We start from the raw sequence: 18,111 nt of genomic DNA on the forward strand, positions 1-18,111 counted from the left end.
ATTTGTATTTTCTTTATACTAAAGCTTACGCTTGTACTGTTGTATCTGTGTTTCTAATTTTTGTCATGTATCCGATACCTGGTTTCACATTGATTTCTTCTAATACGTAGTAGATACGCTCAGAACGTAATGCTTTTGAAACCTCTGAATTTGGATCGTTTGAATCACCAAATATGATTGCATTTGCTGAACAAGCTTCCTGACAAGCCATTTTAATATCGCCATCTTTTAATGGACGTTTCTCTAATTTAGCTTGTAATTTTCCACCTTGAATACGTTGGATACACATTGAGCATTTCTCCATTACACCACGAGAACGGGTAGTAACATCAGGATTCAATACTAATTGAGTAAACTCATTATTTAAGTAGTTATCGAAACGTGAATCATTCCAGTAGTTAAACCAGTTGAAACGACGAACTTTATACGGACAGTTATTCGCACAGTAACGTGTACCTACACAACGGTTATAAGCCATGTGGTTTAAACCATCGCTTGAGTGTACAGTTGCCAATACCGGACAAACTGTTTCGCAAGGTGCGTGATCACAGTGTTGACACAACATTGGTTGGTGAACCACAGAAACGTGATCTAAATCTTCCAATTTAGCAATCTCCTTTTCTTTGGTTACATCACCATCTTTGGTTTCGTAGCTATAGTAACGATCAATACGAATCCAGTGCATTTCACGACGACGGCGAACCTCATCACGACCCACTACTGGAATGTTATTTTCTACATTACAGGCAACAATACAAGAACCACAACCTGTACAAGCATTCAAATCGATTGCCATTACCCAGTTGTTACCTGGTTTCTCATAAGCATCCCAAAGATCGTAATCTTTGTGTTCGCCTTTATGGTTACCAGCAGAAGCATCTTTCAAATATTCTTTGAATGTAGCTTCTTTGATTACCGCACGACCTTCGAAAGAGTGGTGAGTTTGTGTTTGAGCCAATTCATAATAACCGCCTGTTGGGGTAATGGTTACATTGCTGGCATATTGCATTGTTCCGTTTAGGAAAGAGATAAAAGGGAAAGCATTTTTACCTACCTCGTTACCAGCTTTACCAACTTTGGTACGGCCATAACCTAACGCGATAGATGCTGTTCCTTGTGCTTGTCCTGGCTGGATCAATACCGGAAGATCTACAGAATGTCCATTGCTACCTTTTACAGTAACTACATCAAATTCTTTAACCTTTAATTTTTCTGCAAATTTCGGAGCAAGTGCAACATAATTATCCCAGGTTACTTTTGAAACCGGATCTGGTAATTCTTGCAAGAATGCATTGTTGGCGTTTTTACCATCACGCATCGGAACGCTTTCGTAAACTTGTAATTCTACCTGGTCGCCACCTTTTGCTAAAGCTTTGCTGCTGCTTATGATTGAAGTAGCAACTTGCGCCAATGATTGAGTGAAAGAATAACTACCAGCAGCTTTTGGAGCTACTGTAACTACACCTTTCTCTAAAACATCATTCCATTTTAAACCAATTGCTGGCAACATTTTGGCTTCCCAGTTGTTGCGAACAAACTGATAGTAATTTTTAACAGGAGCATCAGCCCAAACCAATAGACTCTCTTCTGCCTGACGGCTATTGAAAACTGGGTTGATGGTAGGTTGAACAATTGAATAATATCCTTCGTAAGCATTTGCATCACCCCACGACTCTAAATAGTTATGGTTAATTGCAATGGCATCACAAAGTGAAGCTGTTTCATCAGCTCTATCTGAGAAAGAGATTTTTGCAGGAACTTTAGCTAAAGCCTTAGTAAATGCATCAATATTCATGAAATCGTAAGCAGGGTTACTGCTTAAGAATAAAACAGCACCAACCTCACCGTGACTCATTTCGGCAACTAAGCCGTTAAATTCAGCATCGTTACCTGCATATAAATAGCAAGGATTATCTAAATCGATTGTAGTACCATAACTTCCAATAGCGGAGTTAATGGCATTTACCAAAATCTGAGTTGAAACATCGTTAGAACCGCATACTACAAGGCCTTTACCTTTGTTTTGTACTAATTCTTTTGCTACTAATTTGATTACCTTATCAGCAGTAGTGTTGTTTCCAAGTGTACCGCCAGCTAAAGACTGACCAGTAATTGCATTATATAAAGCGATTAAAGCAGGTCCTTCTTCTGACAATTTAATCGGAACACGCGTATCAGCATTTGTACCCGTTAAGCTCATTCCACTTTCAAACTGAATGTGGCGGCTCATTTTTTTGTTTTCTAACGATTTGTAGTTACGGTTAGAAGTATATTGAGCTGTAAACTCTTCTCCGCTAATCCAGGTTCCTAAGAAATCGGCACCGAAACTTACAATTAAGTCAGCTTTATCGAAGTTATATTTTGGCAATACCGCTTTACCAAAACTGTTTTGGTTAGCCTGGATAATTCCGGTATAAGAAACCGCATCATATTGTACTAATTTAGCCGCTGGATATTTCGTAATAAACTGCGCTAAAACAGCATTTGTTGATGGGCTGTTAACTGTAGAAGCCACTACGCGGATTTTCTTACCGCCTGCTTGTGCTTTTGCTAATTCGCTTTTTACAAAGCTATCTAACTTAGCCCAGGTAGTTTCTTCGTTTTTAAGTACTGGCGCTTTTAATTTCGATACATCATAAAGATCTAACACAGAAGCTTGCGCTCTTGCATCAGTACCGCGATAAAATTCACCTGCATTAGGGTTTGGTTCAATTTTAATCGGACGCCCCTCTCTTGTTTTAACTAAAATACTTTGGCCGTTAAAGCTCGAAGTATAATAGTTAGGAATACCTGGCGTAACCTCTTCAGGTTTTACCAGGTAAGGAATAGATTTATGAACCGGGGCTGTTTGACATGCTGCCAAAGTAACTGCACCTAAACCAAAACCTAACGCCTTTAAAAAGTCGCGGCGTGGGGTAACGGTACTTAACCCTGCTTCATTTAAAACATCTTCTATTGGAAGTGGCTCGGCGAATTCGTTTTTGCTATTCTTAACAAAATCGGGTGTATTATTATACTCCTCTAAGCCTTTCCAGTATTTTTTGTTGCTTTCCATTTAAGCTATATTACTGTTTATTCGAACGTTCTTACTAAACTCTATCTATTAATAGTGGCATTTACCACACTCTAAACCACCCAATAACGCTGGGGTGACTTTCTCGCCTTTTTTAATCTTCTCATGCGCTTCGATAACCTTAGCGTAGAAAGCATTATTTTTCTGACCAGAAATATCTGTTTCCTTGTGACAGTTGATACACCATTTCATGGTTAATGGAGAATATTGGTAGATCTCTTCCATTGTATTAACCGGACCGTGACATGCGAAACATACAGGCTCTGTTGGTTGTAATCCTTTTGCTTTACGAATAGCATCTTCTGCAACTACTACGTGTTGAGAGTGGTTGAAGTATGCAAAATCTGGAAGGTTGTGTACACGTACCCATTCCATTGGTTTCTCTTTGCTCTTATCGTATTGTTGGGTCTCAGGATCGTAACCCAAAGCATTGTAGATTTTTTTGATCTCTGGAGAAATCTCACCATCGTAATTATCTCTTGCCTGAACAGCTTTGTGGCAGTTCATACAAACATTTAATGATGGAATGGTAGCATTCTTAGATTTGAAAGCACCATTGTGGCAATACTGACAATCGATTTGATTGATACCAGCGTGTAGCTCATGTGAGAATTTAATTGGCTGAACTGGTTGATAACCAGTGTGAACACCTGTGTTCCACATACCCATCCAACCCCAAGATCCTAAAGCAATTACCAAACACAAGATGAAGAACATCACGAACTTCTTGTTTTTGAACATTTTACGAACACCTACCTTTAACGGCACATCCTCTTCAATTTCAATACCTTGTTTCTGTAAGATTAAACGCTCTAGCAATTTAGAGGCACGACCTAAAATTACCAGGATTAGAATACCTACCAATACAATAGCAACGATACCAGCGATAGATAAACCAGATGTACCGCTTTCTCCACCGCCCGCTTTAACCACACTTGGATCAACAGCAGCTTTTGGCTCGCCTTCTTTGATGTATGCTAAAATGCTTTTAACTTTTTCCTCATCTAACTCAGGGAAAGAAGTCATAGCTACTTTACCATTTTCGTTAAATAATTTAACCGCTTCCGGATTGCCGGCAGCAATCATCCCTTGCGAATTAGGAATCCATTTTAATAAGAACTCTTCAGAGTGGCGATCACTCACCCCTGTTAAAGCAGGACCTACCAATTTGGCATCTAATGCATGGCATGATGAACATTTAGCTCTGAAAAGCGTTCTCCCCTCTTTAGCATCCTGAGCACTAACGGTTGAAACCGCCATTACAGTAACTGCTGAAAACACGAATAACGACTTCCAAACGCTTTTTAAAATCATCGAGATATCTCTCATAATGAACACTTTATACTTATTTAATTTACTTTTTGTTGTGAAATTGATGCCTGAACTGATGTAGCTCCACCAAAACTTGAACAAAAGTATAACTTATTAATAAATCCCATGACATAATAGTGACCGGAAATACAATTTATAATCATTCTAAACAAATGATGTTTCAGGCCACTCAGGCAATAAAAATGCCCATTTTTCGATCTTTATCGAAAATGGGCATCAAGCTTCAATTTTGTTTTATCAAAATGTTATTCTTATTGCTTTAATATCCAGGCAAACATCAGCGGTGCTACAATTGTTGCATCACTTTCTACAATAAACTTTGGTGTATTGATATCTAACTTACCCCAGGTAATTTTTTCATTCGGTACCGCTCCAGAGTAGGAACCGTATGAAGTTGTAGAATCAGAAATCTGGCAGAAATAGCTCCAGAAAGGAATATTTTCCATTTCCATATCCTGATATAACATCGGTACCACGCAGATTGGGAAATCGCCAGCAATACCACCACCGATCTGGAAGAAACCAATACCTTTGCCGCCACTGTTTGCAATATACCAATCGGCTAACCAGCCCATATACTCAATACCACCTTTTACAGTAGTAGCCGTTAGCTCTTTTTTCATTACGTAGGAAGCAAAAATATTTCCCATAGTTGAATCTTCCCATCCTGGAACCACAATTGGAAGATTTTTTTCAGCAGCGGCTAACATCCACGAATTTTTTGGATCAATTTCATAATATTGTTCTAAATCTCCACTTAAAAGCATTTTGTACATAAATTCATGTGGAAAATAGCGTTCGCCTGCTGCTTCAGCATCCATCCAGATTTTTTGAATGTGTTTTTGCAAACGACGGAAAGCCTCTTCTTCAGGAATACAAGTATCAGTAACACGGTTGTAGTGGTTTTCTAATAAATCCCACTCATCCTGCGGACTTAAATCGCGGTAGTTAGGCACACGTTTATAATGCGAATGCGCTACCAGGTTCATTATATCTTCTTCCAGATTAGCTCCTGTGCAAGAAATAATAGATACCTTATCCTGGCGAATCATTTCTGCAAGCGAAATTCCCAATTCAGCAGTACTCATTGCACCGGCAAGGGTAATCATCATTTTACCGCCTTCATCCAAATGCGTTTCATAGCCCTTAGCCGCATCCATCATCGCCGCAGCATTAAAATGGAGATAATTACGCTCCATAAACTGAGATATTGGTCCTCTAGTATTGCTCATTTTGTTATGTATTATTTTTCGCAAAAGTAGGCATTTAGCCCGAAACGATAAAACATTAAAAGTATTTGGAGCTAGGAGTCAAAAGTTTGAAATTCATTGTGACACCTCGTTAACAGTAATTCCGAAGATCAAAAAAGATTAATGGAGAAACAATCAGCGATAATCACCTTAATCTGCGGGAGAAATTGTTCCAATCTAGCTTTTTCCCATGGTCGGTGTGCCCCACAGACCATTTCTTGTTTGTCAATGCTTCGGTCTGTAAAGACACAGACCGAGGCGTTAAATCGATTTCACCTGCCTGTCGCAGGCAAGAAATCACGGAGAATTAAAAACGTCAATGGTAGCGTGCCGAACGATTTTTTTTGAAAAGCAGTTGCTGCAACATCATCAAAGGCAGTCCGGCTTTTTGGTACAATGCCCAACGAAAAGTTGGACGATTTCCCCGCCAACCCGGTTTAGGTGGCCCAGGCCTTGCTACTATTAAAAAATCCCAAGCCACTGTCATAAAACAGCTATAGCCCTTCAGTAAATAATTCTTAATAAAAAAATCAGTTAATTTGCGGCAATGAAAAAAGTTTATTTTCTCCTGGCTTTCGTGTTCCTATCTGGAAGTTCATTTTCTCAAATGAAATTGATAAAAAAGTTGCTATCAAACGAAAAAGATACTTTACGCAAAGCAACCTTTCTGCCCATTCCTTCCTTTGGATATGCCCAGGAAACCGGTTTTCAGTTTGGTGTTGGTGCAATTGTAGGTTTTTATGCCGATCGGTTGGATACCACAAATCGCCCATCATCTTTAACCTTAAACCTGAACTACTCTACCTTGAAAGCTTACAATATGAGTTCGCTCATTGATATTTGGGGAAAAGGAAATAAGCTACATTACATTGGCGAATTACGTTTCAAACGCATGCCTTTTAACTTTTATGGCATTGGCAACAGTACCGAAGAGGCTAATGAAGATAAATTGATCCAGCAGCAGATTAAAGTTTTGCTTCAGGCAGAAAAACAGTTATTGCCAAAGGCCTATACCGGGGTTTCGCTAGGTTTTGAAAATTATAAATACAAAGATGTAGTTGCCGACGGAATTTTTAACAGCGACACATATTATAACAATAGAACCGGTAGCGTTTTATATCTAGGTGTTTCGCAAAGTTATGACGCCAGGAATAATAACAACTACACCACCAAAGGCTTTTTCATCAGAGGTACCTACCAATATGCGCCCAATATTTTTTCGGCCGGCAATTTTACAGGTAGCCAGATAAAAATTGATGTAAGGAATTTCTGGCGATTGAATAAAAGCTTTGCCGTGGGCGTACAAGGATTGTACAATACCGTGTTAGGCAGTAATACACCTGTTTATCTGTTACCGCAAATTGGTAACGACGAAATGATGCGTGGCTATTATGGCGGGCGCTATCGCGATAAAAACTTATTGGCTGCGCAGGCGGAATTAAGGTACCGTTATAGCAGTCGTTTCGGCGCTACGCTCTTTGGTGGAACCGGAACCGTTTGGGGTGTTGATGATTTCTCTACCGATGCTTTCAAACCAAATTATGGTGCTGGATTACGTTATTTCTTCGATCCGGAAAAAGGAATCAGCGTTCGTGTAGATTACGGAATTGGCGAGAAAAGATCAAATGAAAAGCGTCAGAGTGGATTTTACATCAGTATCGCGGAAGCGTTTTAATAACCACAGATATCTTTTGCAAAGAGGAACAACGTGGCAATCTGATTCGGCAACTGCGATTGCGGCAATGAAATTACCTGAAACGATGAAAAATCATTTATCGCTCCACAGCTGCCATTATCGAGCAATAAATTCTGCACAGTAATAAGTTAATTGCTCCGCCTTCGCTCCTCTTCATTTCCTGATTTACGATCCGTTTGTTTTAGCTTCTCGTTTCCGAAATTGAACCGGGCAGTGATTCGTAACTGTCTGGCATCGTAATAATTATTGTAATCTTGTTTAATGTTATTGATTAAACTGCTAAATCGATACCTATTGGATTTCAGCAAATCGTTTGCGCTCAACGATAGCTGAAGTTTTTTATTGAGCAGCAAGGTCTTCACTCCAAAATCCAAATTATACTGGCTTTTAATTTCATTTAACCCTTCAGCTCTCGGAAATTGAAACCAAAAATTAACATCGGCCAAAACAGTTTTGCTTTTATTTATGGTAAATTGATTTGAAGTAGAGAAATATGCGCCTATTCTGCTCAAATTGGTTTGTGTTTGCAAAATTGCAGACTTTGATACATTGTAAAAAACATCAAACTGATTAATAGTTTGCCAATTTTCGAATGGGTTTGACACTAGGGAATTACTAAATTGGTAACTATATGCGGTGATAAAATTTACGGGTTTAGTGGCTTGGGTATTTGAATTTACATCGATAAAATTTACATCAGCAAAACCATTATTGGCACCGCTAAACGATAAAGTACTGGTGAGCGAACTTTTGTAAGTGTGCGAAAGCTCAATGTTGTGGTTATAAGACGGCTGCAAGAACGGATTACCTTCAGTATAAACATACTGATTGCTGTACCACCGAAAAGGATTTAACCTCCGGTAGGCTGGTCGATTAATTCTACGTCCATAATTGATGCTCCATGCACTTTGATTGCCAGCACGATAAGTTGCGTAGAAAGTAGGAAACAACTGTAGATAATTAGACTGAATTTCTTGATTGACTGAATTTCCATTTATCTGGGTATATTCCGACCGCAGGCCAAGTTGAAACTCCCACTTTTTAAAGGTCTTATTCATATTAGCATACAAGGCCTGAGTGTTTTCATGATAAGTAAATAAATTACTTTGATTCAAATCAACGGCATAAAGGTCATTCCGTTTTCTATAAAAAGCAATATCGCTTTCGTTCTTAATAAAACTAAGTTTGGTACCGAACGAAACTTTAAAATTTTTATAAGGCAAATCTACATCAGCTTTTAGCGTATAAAGTGTAATTCCTTGTTTGCTCGTTGATAAATATTCTGCAAATGATCCCGGTATTATAGCACCATCACCGAAAAAACTCTGGTTATTGAAAGCCCGATTTTTATCGTCGGCAAAGCTAAACCAGTCTGCATTTATGGTAAGCTGTTTGCCTGTTGAATCTAATGTTTGTTTTAAAAACAGATTTGCAGAATGATAATGGGAGCTGATTGCTGCATTTGCATCAGAATTTAGGATAGAATCTAACTGCTGATTGACGTTAGATACCCTGGTTTTTATATTCTCTTCTGAATGAAAATTTGTATACCCGCCATTGTACGCAGCACCAAGCATTGTTTTTTTGGAAATCTGATAATCCAATCCAATTTGCCCGCTGGGTACCGTTCTGAAGTTCCGGTCTTTGTTAATTACATTCCAGCTTTGCGAAGGGTAAAAAATAGTACTCTGTTCAAATGGTACAATGGAACCCTTTCTGATGTTAAAGGTTGAATTAACGGTAATTTTATCTTTTCGATAACTCACATTTCCACCCATGGATGCCGTTGGATGTGAAGCTTGGGTAAAAACCATATTAACGGAACCTTTGAGACCTTCAGCTGTTGTTTTTTTTAACACGATATTGATCAAGCCGTTATTCCCCTGTGCATCGTATTTGGCCGGAGGATTGGTAATCATTTCGATTTTCGAAATTTGATCAGATGGAATAGATTTGAGATAATTAGACAAATCATCCTGACTCAGCTGTACCAATTTATCATTCACCATCACATTTACACCACCTTTGCCCACGAGGGAAACCTGATCATTTACTACCCGAACGCCTGGAACTTTGGCTAGTAACTCAAGCGCATCGGTACCGATTGCAATTATGCTATTTTCTACATTAAAAATGGTTCTATCGATCTTCTTTTCAATCAGTGGCTTTTTAGAGTTGATTTGAACATCGGCGAGCGCTTGGCTATTTTCCATTAGCTGAACATGAATAGAAGTATCGCCTTTAAGCTGAAAACTATTTTGCTGACTGAGGTAATTAACGGCCGAAAAAAAGATATTGTAATTCCCTGCTGGCAAGTTCAGGAAAGTGTAATTCCCCAAGCTATCGGATTGTGTGTAGATTGATTTCTTGTTAAAGTCGGTAAGCTTGACTGAAATGTGCTCATTTGGTTTATTTTTTACAGATTTTGTTTCCCCAAAAACCCTGAACTGTGCCTTACTTGGTGAAATTGATAATATCCCAATCAAAATGACAAAAAGTTTTTTTAACATCGAAAAACTACTTATCTGATTGCCATAACTCGAACTTCCCTTTACTCGTTAAATCAAACTTCTCTTCGGATCCAACCATTGATATTCCGTTTTTTAAAGTTTTAATTTTTACATTCTTAGCAGTACCTTTTCTGGTTGTATTGTCGTAAATGATTTCATCAGCAAGCAAATCAATATCCCCGTAAGACAGTTTGGCATTACCGTAGAGTTTAATCACGTTTCTATTCTTGCTGAATCGGACAGAATCAGCCCAATAAACAAACCTATCACCAGGTAATGCATTAGAACCTGTTTTATCTGGCTTCAGATCAGATTCCGAATCCTGTTTTAAGGATGTTTCATAAGTTCCGTTATTCAAATCAAAAACGAACAATTTTGCAATAGTTTTATCGCCCAAATCATTGGTTAGCGAAGCATTTCGAGCTGTTAGAATGTTCCTCACTTTATTCCATTCTACGCTTTCAGCCCTCAGCACCTCCGATTTTATTTCTATCACCGCATCTTGCATCAAAGAAATTTTGTTTTTGGTATCTCCAGTTATCTTTTTGAAAGATTTAATTCTGGGAATAACTGAACCTGATGATTTCTTCGCCGAATCACTTCGTGCTATCCTTTTGATTTTTTGTTTCTGTTTTACAATAGTATTTGACCTGGCTTGTGCTGAATCTATCACTTTAACATCTCCACTCTTCAATTTAAATTCTTGAACAACTTTTTCAGCGTAAACGACTTCCACCGACAATAGCCAAACCAGACCGAATACCACTGGCAAAACCAACAAATACATCAATTTTTTCATGTTTTTAGATTTTGAATTAAACAACATCTTGATTCGATCCTTAATCGGGCTTTTCACGAAATTGTGAATGAGTGGCATATCATTTTTAGCTACGGCAAGCCTGAGCAGCAAATTTGCATAAGCTTGATTCCCGAAGTCAGCTGATGTAATTTCATCTGCTTCATACTCATGGGTTTGTTCTAACGCTTTATTAAATAAATAAATGATTGGATTGAACCAAAACAAAGCTTTAAAAAGCATTAGCAAAATCTTATCAACAGAATGAAGTTGTTGAGCATGAACCCTTTCATGGACTAATAAAACTTGCAATTCGTTTTCGCTTAAGCTATTTGGATCGATAAAAACATAATTGAAAAAAGAGCAGTTGGTAAACCCCTTCTTTTTTGTAACCAATTTTAATCCATCATTGGTCTTTACATATTTCCCAGTACACTTTAGTAAGGCAACCAACCTCCAGACAAAGGCCAAAATGATTAATGAGGTAATGCCTCCATAAAAGTAAAACCCTAGTTTTTCCCAATTTATTTCGTTTTTATCGATAGACTGGTATTCAACTGCAATAGGGTTAATCATTTGGAATGGCGCATCGCTAACAGGCTTGAGGTTTGAATCAACTAACGGAATGTGGATCTCTTTTATCTCGATTTGGCGTTTAATTTCAAACTGCAAAGCAGGAATAATTGAACTTAAAATTAATGAGCCAAGCAGGTAAATTCGATTGAATTTAAAGAAGGTTAGTCTTCTTAAAACCAAAAGATAGAAGCCGAAAAACAAAACTGAACAGGCGCTGACCTTAAGCAAATAGATGAACCATTCCATATTTTAATCTTTAACAACCTCGTTTTGAGAACAAGACAAACCCATCTAATATTAAATTACTAATTCTACGAAGATTATTTTCCTGATTGATGAAATCCAGACTTTTTTGATCGGTAATATTCCCTAATTCGATCAAAACAGCTGGCGTTTGAGATTCTCTTAATACCAAGAGACTTGCGTCCTTAAGCGAATTTTGGACAGGCGTCCCCTTCACTTGTTTAAGTTTTCCTAAGATATTTGCGCCCAGTTCTTCTGCTATTTTAATATTCTTATTTGATTTCGAAACATAAACCTCTATGCCGCCGAAGGCCACGGGACCGTTTTTAGGCATTGCATTATGATGAATAGAGATAAAAGCAGTAGCAGGTTGAACAGGTAATCGATCACGAAGCGATACATACTCATCACTACTTCGTGTCAACCGAATTTTAATGCCTCGTTTGGTAGCTTCTTCTTTTAAAATGTTTACTGCTCTCAAATTCATGTCTTTTTCCCTTTGCCCATCCAAGGCAACCGAAGCTGCATCTCTACCTCCATGTCCTGCATCAAGAACCAATACCACTTCTGCTTCGTTAAATGCAGGTTTTGCATTCGGATCCAAAACTATTGCTGTTTTAAAATAATCTTGCTTGTAAACCTTAACATCAGTAAAATAATTTCCATTATCTACCACCTTTTTTTTTACAATAACCTCTTTACGGTTTGCAAAGGCTAATAAGCAACCCGCAATTATTGGAATAAACGAAAAGTAAATGAGCTTTTTCATATTGGAGTTTGGTTTTTTGTACAACATCATAATTCTTTTCTTTAATGGAAGCTTACTAAAACTATGCGTCAAGAGCATACTTGATGGCATAGCCAAATTCAACAATAAAGATGCATAAGCCTTTTTATCAGCGGTTTTTAGTGTTTCCTGATCAGCCAAAAACTCGTGATTATGGTCGATTGCATTTCTCCAGAAGTAAATGATGGGATTGAACCATAAAATACAAACTGCTAAATTTACCAGGAGCTTGTCGACAGCGTGGCCTTGCGTTACATGAGCCGACTCATGCTGAATTACCAAATCTCTTTCATCTTCTGTTAAGCTTTCATCGATGATAATTTGATTTAAAAAGGAGCAATTTTTTATCTGTGCATGAGGTTGTACCAGAATAAGTTTACCATTTTGAGAGGATTTGTATTTTGTGATGGAACGCTGAACGATACCTATCATAATCATCATTCGGAAAATTAACGCCAGCAAAACGGCACCATACACATAAACCATTAACTGACTCCAATGTCTAGCCGAATCCCTTATTGGCTGATTATCATCAAAATCTTGTTCAAAAGCGGCTTCATTGCTATAAGCCACCTCAACTGGTGTTTCTTGCTGATTGATCGAAACTTCCCTTGTACTTTCTACTGTCAAAGCCGGAATGGTAAAACTAAAAAGCAATGCAGTTAATAAGAATAAACGGTTAAGTTTAAAAAAGGTAAGTTTCGATAACAAAAAATGATAGGCTATGAACAGGACAACTGTACAAGCCGAAACTTTTAACAAATACAGTAAAATCATGATTTTTGATTTTGGTGAATGATCTTTTGGATTTCTTCTATATCGTTTTCACTCAATTTTTCTTCTTTAACCATAAAGGATAATAAACTGGCTGGTGAATTATCAAAATAGCCAGAAAAAAGTTTAGAAAATGTTGTTTTGGCATAATCATCTTTTCCGATTGAAGGAAAATACTCATAGGTTTTTCCATAAGCTTTGTAGTTAACATAACCTTTTTTTTCTAAAAGCCTTACGATAGATGAGATAGTATTGTATGGTGGTTTCGGTTCGTCATCCAGTTCATCAATAATATCTTTTACGAAAGCTTTCTTTAGCTTCCATAAAACCTGCATAATCCGCTCTTCGGTTTTGGTTAATTCTTCCATACCCAAACTTATAACTTATTTTTCAGTTATACAACTATAAAATCAGTTATGTTATTGATTTTTCAGTTTTCATACTGAATATCGCTACGGAAACGATCCGGAACAACTCCCTAGGAATATAAATTTGAAAATGTGATTATCGTGAAACTTTGAGAAGGTATTACATTAGATAAATAGGCAATAAGCAACAGCCTTTGTTTTTAAACCCTAAGGGATCGAAGCGAGATGTTCCCCGATTTTTTATCGGGAGCAGAAGCGGGAGCGGGACAGAAAGCCGCCACGAAACAGAGAACTGATCATTTACAAATAATTGATCAACAATATAGCCTCTGAAATTAGTGAGTTAATCCAGCCAATGCATTTATGGTTAGCGCCACAATTACCGTATTGAAAATAAAAGCGATTAAACTGTGTAGCAAGGAAAGCCGACGAATTTGACGGGAAGAAATTTCGACATCGGAAACCTGAAAAGTCATCCCTAAAACGAAAGAAAAGTAGGCAAAGTCAACAAAATCTGGAGATCCATTGCCAGGAAAACCCAATCCTGAACCTTTTCCATTTTCATTATCGCCATAAAAAAGATGTGCGTAACGCATACTGAAAGTGGTATGCACCAAGAACCACGACAAAAACATTCCTGACAAGGCGATAACCAATGAGAGCGGTTTGATATCTTTATTGATTAACAGCAGAATTACAGCCAACAAACCAGCGAAGGTAGAAACTACAACAATTGCAAAAATCTCTTCTTTGGTTTCATCTTGAATTTTTGCTTTTAAGCAGGTTTCGATAGGTGATGTTTTGAAAAACATGAACCAGTGCAAGGATATCAGCATTAAACTAAAAATATCCCAGCCAAACATCACGTGGGTGAGCATGTCAGTTTTTAAGAGCAACGAGCCGAAAAAACCCAAAACCGCCACAAAAAAGCTAATTAGCAAAATATACAATGCCGATAACTTCTGGATACCTTGAAGTTTGGGTTCGATTTTCATACTGGTTTATTTACTGATTAAATTTCAGCTTGAAATGCTCTTTGGCTTGGCCTTTTTTGAAATAAACCAATCCAATCCAGAACAAATCAACTGTTACTGTTACTTCTGGATGGCTTTTGATCTCTTCCCAAGCTTCCTTCATTCCCTTGCTCCAGTAAATATCATCAAAAATGAGCAAAGAATTTTCGGTAACTTTTGGCAAACACCATTTAAAGTAATTTAAGGTAGCATCTTTGCGGTGGTTGCCATCAATATAAACGAAATCGAGGCTTGGCTGCTTAACAATAATATCAGGTAAAATGAGGTCGAAATTACCTACATGAAGTTCAATATTATTCAGATGGAGATCTCGGAAATTTCTCTTTGCCACCTCGGCCGTTTGAGGACAGCCCTCTATAGTAATAATTTCAGCTTCGGGACAAGCTTTTGCCAAGTACGACGAGGTAATTCCTAAACAAGTGCCCAGTTCGATTGCTGTTTTAGGATCAGTATTTTGTGCTAGCCGATAAATAAGTTTAGCTAACCGCGGACTTTTAAGTGCGTTTTTAGCGATTTCACTTATCTTCTTGGTTCGGTTTTTATTAAGATGGGAGCCTGCTCCAAGATCTGTAACAGTGATTTTGGAATCGTCAGAAAAAAGTTTTTTTCTTTGCTCTTCTATATTTTTGTATTGAGATTTCTCGCTAAAATCGTAAATTACCCCATCAGCGAGCTTGTATACGAATGGTGAATGCGTTCCATGACGGGTTTTCGCTGTTAAACGATGTTTAATGTAATCGGTAATAAATTGAAATAGCATAATATTGCAAAAGTAGTTAAACGCGGCAAACGTGTGTATGTTTTATGGAAAATATCGGAGAGATAAGCGCATTAATTAAATTATTGGATGATCCGGATGAAGAAGTTTATCAGCATGTTGAGCAAAAACTGCTCGAATATGGTGGTGAAGTGATTCACTATCTGGAAAATGCCTGGGAGCAGTCTTTTGATGGGCTTTTGCAGGAACGAATTGAAAACATTGTTCACCAAATCCAATTTAAAACGGTTAAAGAAGATTTGAATTTATGGTATTTGAGCGGTGCTTTCGATTTGATGCAGGGTGCGCTCATCATTAACCGTTATCAATATCCTGATTTGGATGAACAAAAAGTGATTAACCAAATCGAGGAAATTAAAAGAGATATCTGGCTGGGCTTACAATACGAAATGAGTTCGGTAGAAAAGGTAAAATTGATTAACCATGTTTTGTACCAACAATACGGTTTTGGTGGCAACACAAAAAATCATCACGACCCTCAAAACTCTTATTTAAACCAGGTTTTAGAGAGCAAAAAAGGCAATCAAATATCATTGGCTATCATCTACTCTACCCTTGCCCAAAAATTGGATTTGCCAATTTATGGTATTAATTTGCCTCAACATTTCATTTTGGGCTTTATAGATGAAAGTAAACAAGAAGGCACTGAATACGGCGTGTTGTTTTACATTAATGCTTTTAACCGTGGAAATATTTTTGGCAAACATGATGTTGATCAGTTCCTGCGCCAACTAAATTTAGAGTCGCTGCCAGAATATTACAGACCATGCAGTAATACAGATATCATTCGCAGGGTAATCAGGAATTTAATTTCTGCTTACGAAAATGCCGGTGCAACAGAAAAAGTGAGAGAACTGAACGAACTGCAAAATATTATTGCCGAACCTTAAACATCCCAAAAATTGAAAAAAATCTCCCCTCTGTCTTTTTTACAATTCATTATTTTCGCAGGATTTATCTGCTTTGCAAATAACCTTATTGCACAAAAAATAACCAAGCCAAACGTAATAGCCTATTACACTGGTGGCGGCGGAACTTTAATCGACAGCTTCCCTGTAGAGAAACTGAGCCATTTAATATACAGCTTTGGGCACGTTAAAGGCGATAGCCTGAACATTAAAAACGCTAAAGATTCGGCTTTGATTTCGAAAATGGTGGCTTTAAAAAGTCGCAATAAAGATTTGAAAGTGATGATTGCCATGGGAGGTTGGAGTGCTTGCGAACCCTGCTCGGAAGTATTCAGCAGAAAAAACGGACGCGAAACTTTTGCCAAAACCACTAAAGAACTATTGGATTATTTCCAAGCAGATGGAATCGATATTGATTGGGAATATCCTGCAGTAGCGGGTTACCCAGGCCATCGATACACAGAAGCTGATAAACACAACTTCACTTTATTGATTCAGGAGTTACGCAAAAAACTGGGCAAAAAAGCCGAGATTAGTTTTGCTGCCGGAGGTACGAAAAACTGTATAGATTCTTGTTTTGAGTGGAAAAAAGTGATGCCTCTAGTAGATCGCGTAAACTTGATGAGCTACGACCTGGTAAGCGGTTATGCCACACAAAGCGGGCACCATACGCCACTTTTTTCTACGCCGCAACAACAACTTTCTGCAGATTGGGCCATAAATGAGATGATTAAAGTAGGTGTTCCACCGCAAAAAATTGCTTTAGGTGCAGCTTTCTATTCGAGAATTTTCCAAAACACTACAGATGCCAACCAGGGCTTATATCAACCAACAAAATTCTTAAGTGGTGTTTCTTATAAGAATTTCCCAGATCAGTTTACGGTAGAAAAAGGATTTCAATACTATTGGGATGATGTAGCCAAAGCGCCATATTATTACAATGCCGCTTCGAAACAACTTGTCACTTTCGATGACCCAAAATCAATTGCTTTAAAAACCAAATACGTAGTTGACCGTAAGCTAAACGGTATTATGTTTTGGGAGTTAACGGATGATGCTTATGCCAATGGACTGGTAGATGTTATAGCTGAAACTTTAAAAAAATAAAAAAGCCGCAAATTAAATTGCAGCTGCTCAATATTATCCATGCTATTTACAGTCCCAAGTTAAGGTATTCGATATTTGATATTCATCGGTTAAAACAAGTTTACCTGATTCATTTTGATAACTTTTGGTAGCTAAAATAATTGATGTGGCATTCCCTTTTGCATCGAATTGATATTTATGATCAACAACATCCTGTGCGGATATAACGCCATTTGTTGGATTGACATGAAATAGTCGATTTGATGAATACGTTTTTGGATTGGATGCCGTAGTATTTGCCTGGAAAATAATCTACATGGCCTGTAAGCGGATCGGCCATTTCATAAGCATTCACCGCGGCCGAGACTGAGTATTCGTAAACAGTAATCTCCTGTTCGCCACCACTTACAAAGGTTACAACTGATTTGGTAAGGTTACCACCAGCGTAAGTAATTACATCTGTAGAATTTAATTCTCCATTAACATAGTTTTTCACCATAGCAAGGTAACCCTCTGCATTGTAGGTATAATCCCTCTTGATATCGTAACTTATTCCGTTAATCTGAATATAATCTGGAGACGAACTGCTCACCGCTCGTCCGTTTGACAACGAAATTTCACTAACTTTTCCGCCCGTATCAGTTGCTGTAATTTTATTCGTTGAGTAAGTATAATTAAGACTTTCATCATTACTTACGCCCTTGATCACCTTGCCAGCCACATCGTAAGTGAAACTAAGATTGAAATCTCCAAAACCAGGCAATGTTAAAACCAGATTGCTTAACTTACAGTTGTTCCCATTCGGATCGTTGTAATTGATTTCCTTTTGACAGCTTGCGATAGAAATAATGGTAATAACAGCCACCATTGCAAGTTTAATTTTATGATTCATTTGGCCAG

The 18,111-nt window shown here is 37.8% G+C and carries 13 protein-coding genes; 3 read left to right on the top strand and 10 right to left on the bottom strand.

What is annotated here, in order from left to right; translation table 11 throughout:
* Window positions 1-25 precede the first annotated feature (25 nt).
* The 3 genes from OQZ33_RS07530 to OQZ33_RS07540 form a co-directional block, all read right to left on the bottom strand.
* Window positions 26-3,055, bottom strand: coding sequence for a TAT-variant-translocated molybdopterin oxidoreductase (locus OQZ33_RS07530; protein ID WP_265798442.1), 3,030 nt, complete (start codon window positions 3,053-3,055; stop codon window positions 26-28).
* A 48-nt stretch (window positions 3,056-3,103) separates the two neighbouring features.
* Window positions 3,104-4,402, bottom strand: a complete 1,299-nt coding sequence (locus OQZ33_RS07535) for a c-type cytochrome (RefSeq protein ID WP_265798443.1) — start codon at window positions 4,400-4,402, stop codon at window positions 3,104-3,106.
* 254 nt (window positions 4,403-4,656) lie between these two features.
* Window positions 4,657-5,637 (bottom strand): deoxyhypusine synthase family protein, encoded by a 981-nt coding sequence (locus OQZ33_RS07540; RefSeq protein WP_025144047.1) that lies wholly within the window; start codon window positions 5,635-5,637, stop codon window positions 4,657-4,659.
* A gap of 565 nt (window positions 5,638-6,202) precedes the next feature.
* Between OQZ33_RS07540 and OQZ33_RS07545 the strand changes: the two genes are divergently transcribed.
* Window positions 6,203-7,330, top strand: a complete 1,128-nt coding sequence (locus OQZ33_RS07545) for a polymerase (protein WP_265798444.1) — start codon at window positions 6,203-6,205, stop codon at window positions 7,328-7,330.
* A 149-nt stretch (window positions 7,331-7,479) separates the two neighbouring features.
* Here OQZ33_RS07545 and OQZ33_RS07550 read toward each other — a convergent pair whose 3' ends face one another.
* From OQZ33_RS07550 to OQZ33_RS07575, 6 genes are all read right to left on the bottom strand, one after another.
* The gene (locus tag OQZ33_RS07550; RefSeq protein ID WP_265798445.1) at window positions 7,480-9,861 is read right to left on the bottom strand and encodes an outer membrane beta-barrel protein; all 2,382 of its coding nucleotides are present in this window, start codon (window positions 9,859-9,861) and stop codon (window positions 7,480-7,482) included.
* A 7-nt stretch (window positions 9,862-9,868) separates the two neighbouring features.
* Complete coding sequence (locus OQZ33_RS07555) at window positions 9,869-11,479, bottom strand: M56 family metallopeptidase (RefSeq protein ID WP_265798447.1); 1,611 nt, start codon at window positions 11,477-11,479, stop codon at window positions 9,869-9,871.
* A gap of 10 nt (window positions 11,480-11,489) precedes the next feature.
* Complete coding sequence (locus tag OQZ33_RS07560) at window positions 11,490-13,040, bottom strand: M56/M15 family metallopeptidase (protein WP_265798448.1); 1,551 nt, start codon at window positions 13,038-13,040, stop codon at window positions 11,490-11,492.
* Window positions 13,037-13,405: a BlaI/MecI/CopY family transcriptional regulator gene (locus tag OQZ33_RS07565; RefSeq protein ID WP_265798449.1), complete on the bottom strand. Its 369-nt coding sequence runs from the start codon at window positions 13,403-13,405 to the stop codon at window positions 13,037-13,039. The genes OQZ33_RS07560 and OQZ33_RS07565 overlap by 4 nt, the downstream gene beginning before the upstream one ends.
* A 335-nt stretch (window positions 13,406-13,740) precedes the next feature.
* Complete coding sequence (locus OQZ33_RS07570) at window positions 13,741-14,400, bottom strand: DUF1345 domain-containing protein (protein ID WP_265798450.1); 660 nt, start codon at window positions 14,398-14,400, stop codon at window positions 13,741-13,743.
* A 10-nt stretch (window positions 14,401-14,410) separates the two neighbouring features.
* Entirely contained in the window at window positions 14,411-15,199 is a 789-nt protein-coding gene (locus OQZ33_RS07575; protein WP_265798451.1) for an O-methyltransferase, read from the bottom strand.
* 44 nt (window positions 15,200-15,243) lie between these two features.
* On the opposite strand from OQZ33_RS07575, the gene OQZ33_RS07580 reads away from it, so the two are divergent.
* Both OQZ33_RS07580 and OQZ33_RS07585 read left to right on the top strand, forming a co-directional pair.
* Window positions 15,244-16,107: a transglutaminase-like domain-containing protein gene (locus OQZ33_RS07580; RefSeq protein WP_265798452.1), complete on the top strand. Its 864-nt coding sequence runs from the start codon at window positions 15,244-15,246 to the stop codon at window positions 16,105-16,107.
* A 12-nt stretch (window positions 16,108-16,119) separates the two neighbouring features.
* Entirely contained in the window at window positions 16,120-17,232 is a 1,113-nt protein-coding gene (locus tag OQZ33_RS07585) for a glycoside hydrolase family 18 protein (protein ID WP_265798453.1), read from the top strand.
* Window positions 17,233-17,413: 181 nt separating this feature from the next.
* On the opposite strand, the gene OQZ33_RS07590 is transcribed toward OQZ33_RS07585, so the two are convergent.
* Entirely contained in the window at window positions 17,414-18,103 is a 690-nt protein-coding gene (locus OQZ33_RS07590) for a hypothetical protein (RefSeq protein ID WP_265798454.1), read from the bottom strand.
* Window positions 18,104-18,111: the final 8 nt, after the last annotated feature.

The sequence above is a fragment of the Pedobacter sp. MC2016-05 genome (assembly GCF_026239735.1).
Taxonomy (GTDB): domain Bacteria; phylum Bacteroidota; class Bacteroidia; order Sphingobacteriales; family Sphingobacteriaceae; genus Pedobacter.

What these genes read in the sequence shown, in the direction of transcription:
- OQZ33_RS07530 (WP_265798442.1), bottom strand. Translation starts at nt 3,055, where the DNA reads ATGGAAAGCAACAAAAAATACTGGAAAGGCTTAGAGGAGTATAATAAT.
- OQZ33_RS07535 (WP_265798443.1), bottom strand. Translation starts at nt 4,402, where the DNA reads ATGAGAGATATCTCGATGATTTTAAAAAGCGTTTGGAAGTCGTTATTC.
- OQZ33_RS07540 (WP_025144047.1), bottom strand. Translation starts at nt 5,637, where the DNA reads ATGAGCAATACTAGAGGACCAATATCTCAGTTTATGGAGCGTAATTAT.
- OQZ33_RS07545 (WP_265798444.1), top strand. Translation starts at nt 6,203, where the DNA reads ATGAAAAAAGTTTATTTTCTCCTGGCTTTCGTGTTCCTATCTGGAAGT.
- OQZ33_RS07550 (WP_265798445.1), bottom strand. Translation starts at nt 9,861, where the DNA reads ATGTTAAAAAAACTTTTTGTCATTTTGATTGGGATATTATCAATTTCA.
- OQZ33_RS07555 (WP_265798447.1), bottom strand. Translation starts at nt 11,479, where the DNA reads ATGGAATGGTTCATCTATTTGCTTAAGGTCAGCGCCTGTTCAGTTTTG.
- OQZ33_RS07560 (WP_265798448.1), bottom strand. Translation starts at nt 13,040, where the DNA reads ATGATTTTACTGTATTTGTTAAAAGTTTCGGCTTGTACAGTTGTCCTG.
- OQZ33_RS07565 (WP_265798449.1), bottom strand. Translation starts at nt 13,405, where the DNA reads ATGGAAGAATTAACCAAAACCGAAGAGCGGATTATGCAGGTTTTATGG.
- OQZ33_RS07570 (WP_265798450.1), bottom strand. Translation starts at nt 14,400, where the DNA reads ATGAAAATCGAACCCAAACTTCAAGGTATCCAGAAGTTATCGGCATTG.
- OQZ33_RS07575 (WP_265798451.1), bottom strand. Translation starts at nt 15,199, where the DNA reads ATGCTATTTCAATTTATTACCGATTACATTAAACATCGTTTAACAGCG.
- OQZ33_RS07580 (WP_265798452.1), top strand. Translation starts at nt 15,244, where the DNA reads ATGGAAAATATCGGAGAGATAAGCGCATTAATTAAATTATTGGATGAT.
- OQZ33_RS07590 (WP_265798454.1), bottom strand. Translation starts at nt 18,103, where the DNA reads ATGAATCATAAAATTAAACTTGCAATGGTGGCTGTTATTACCATTATT.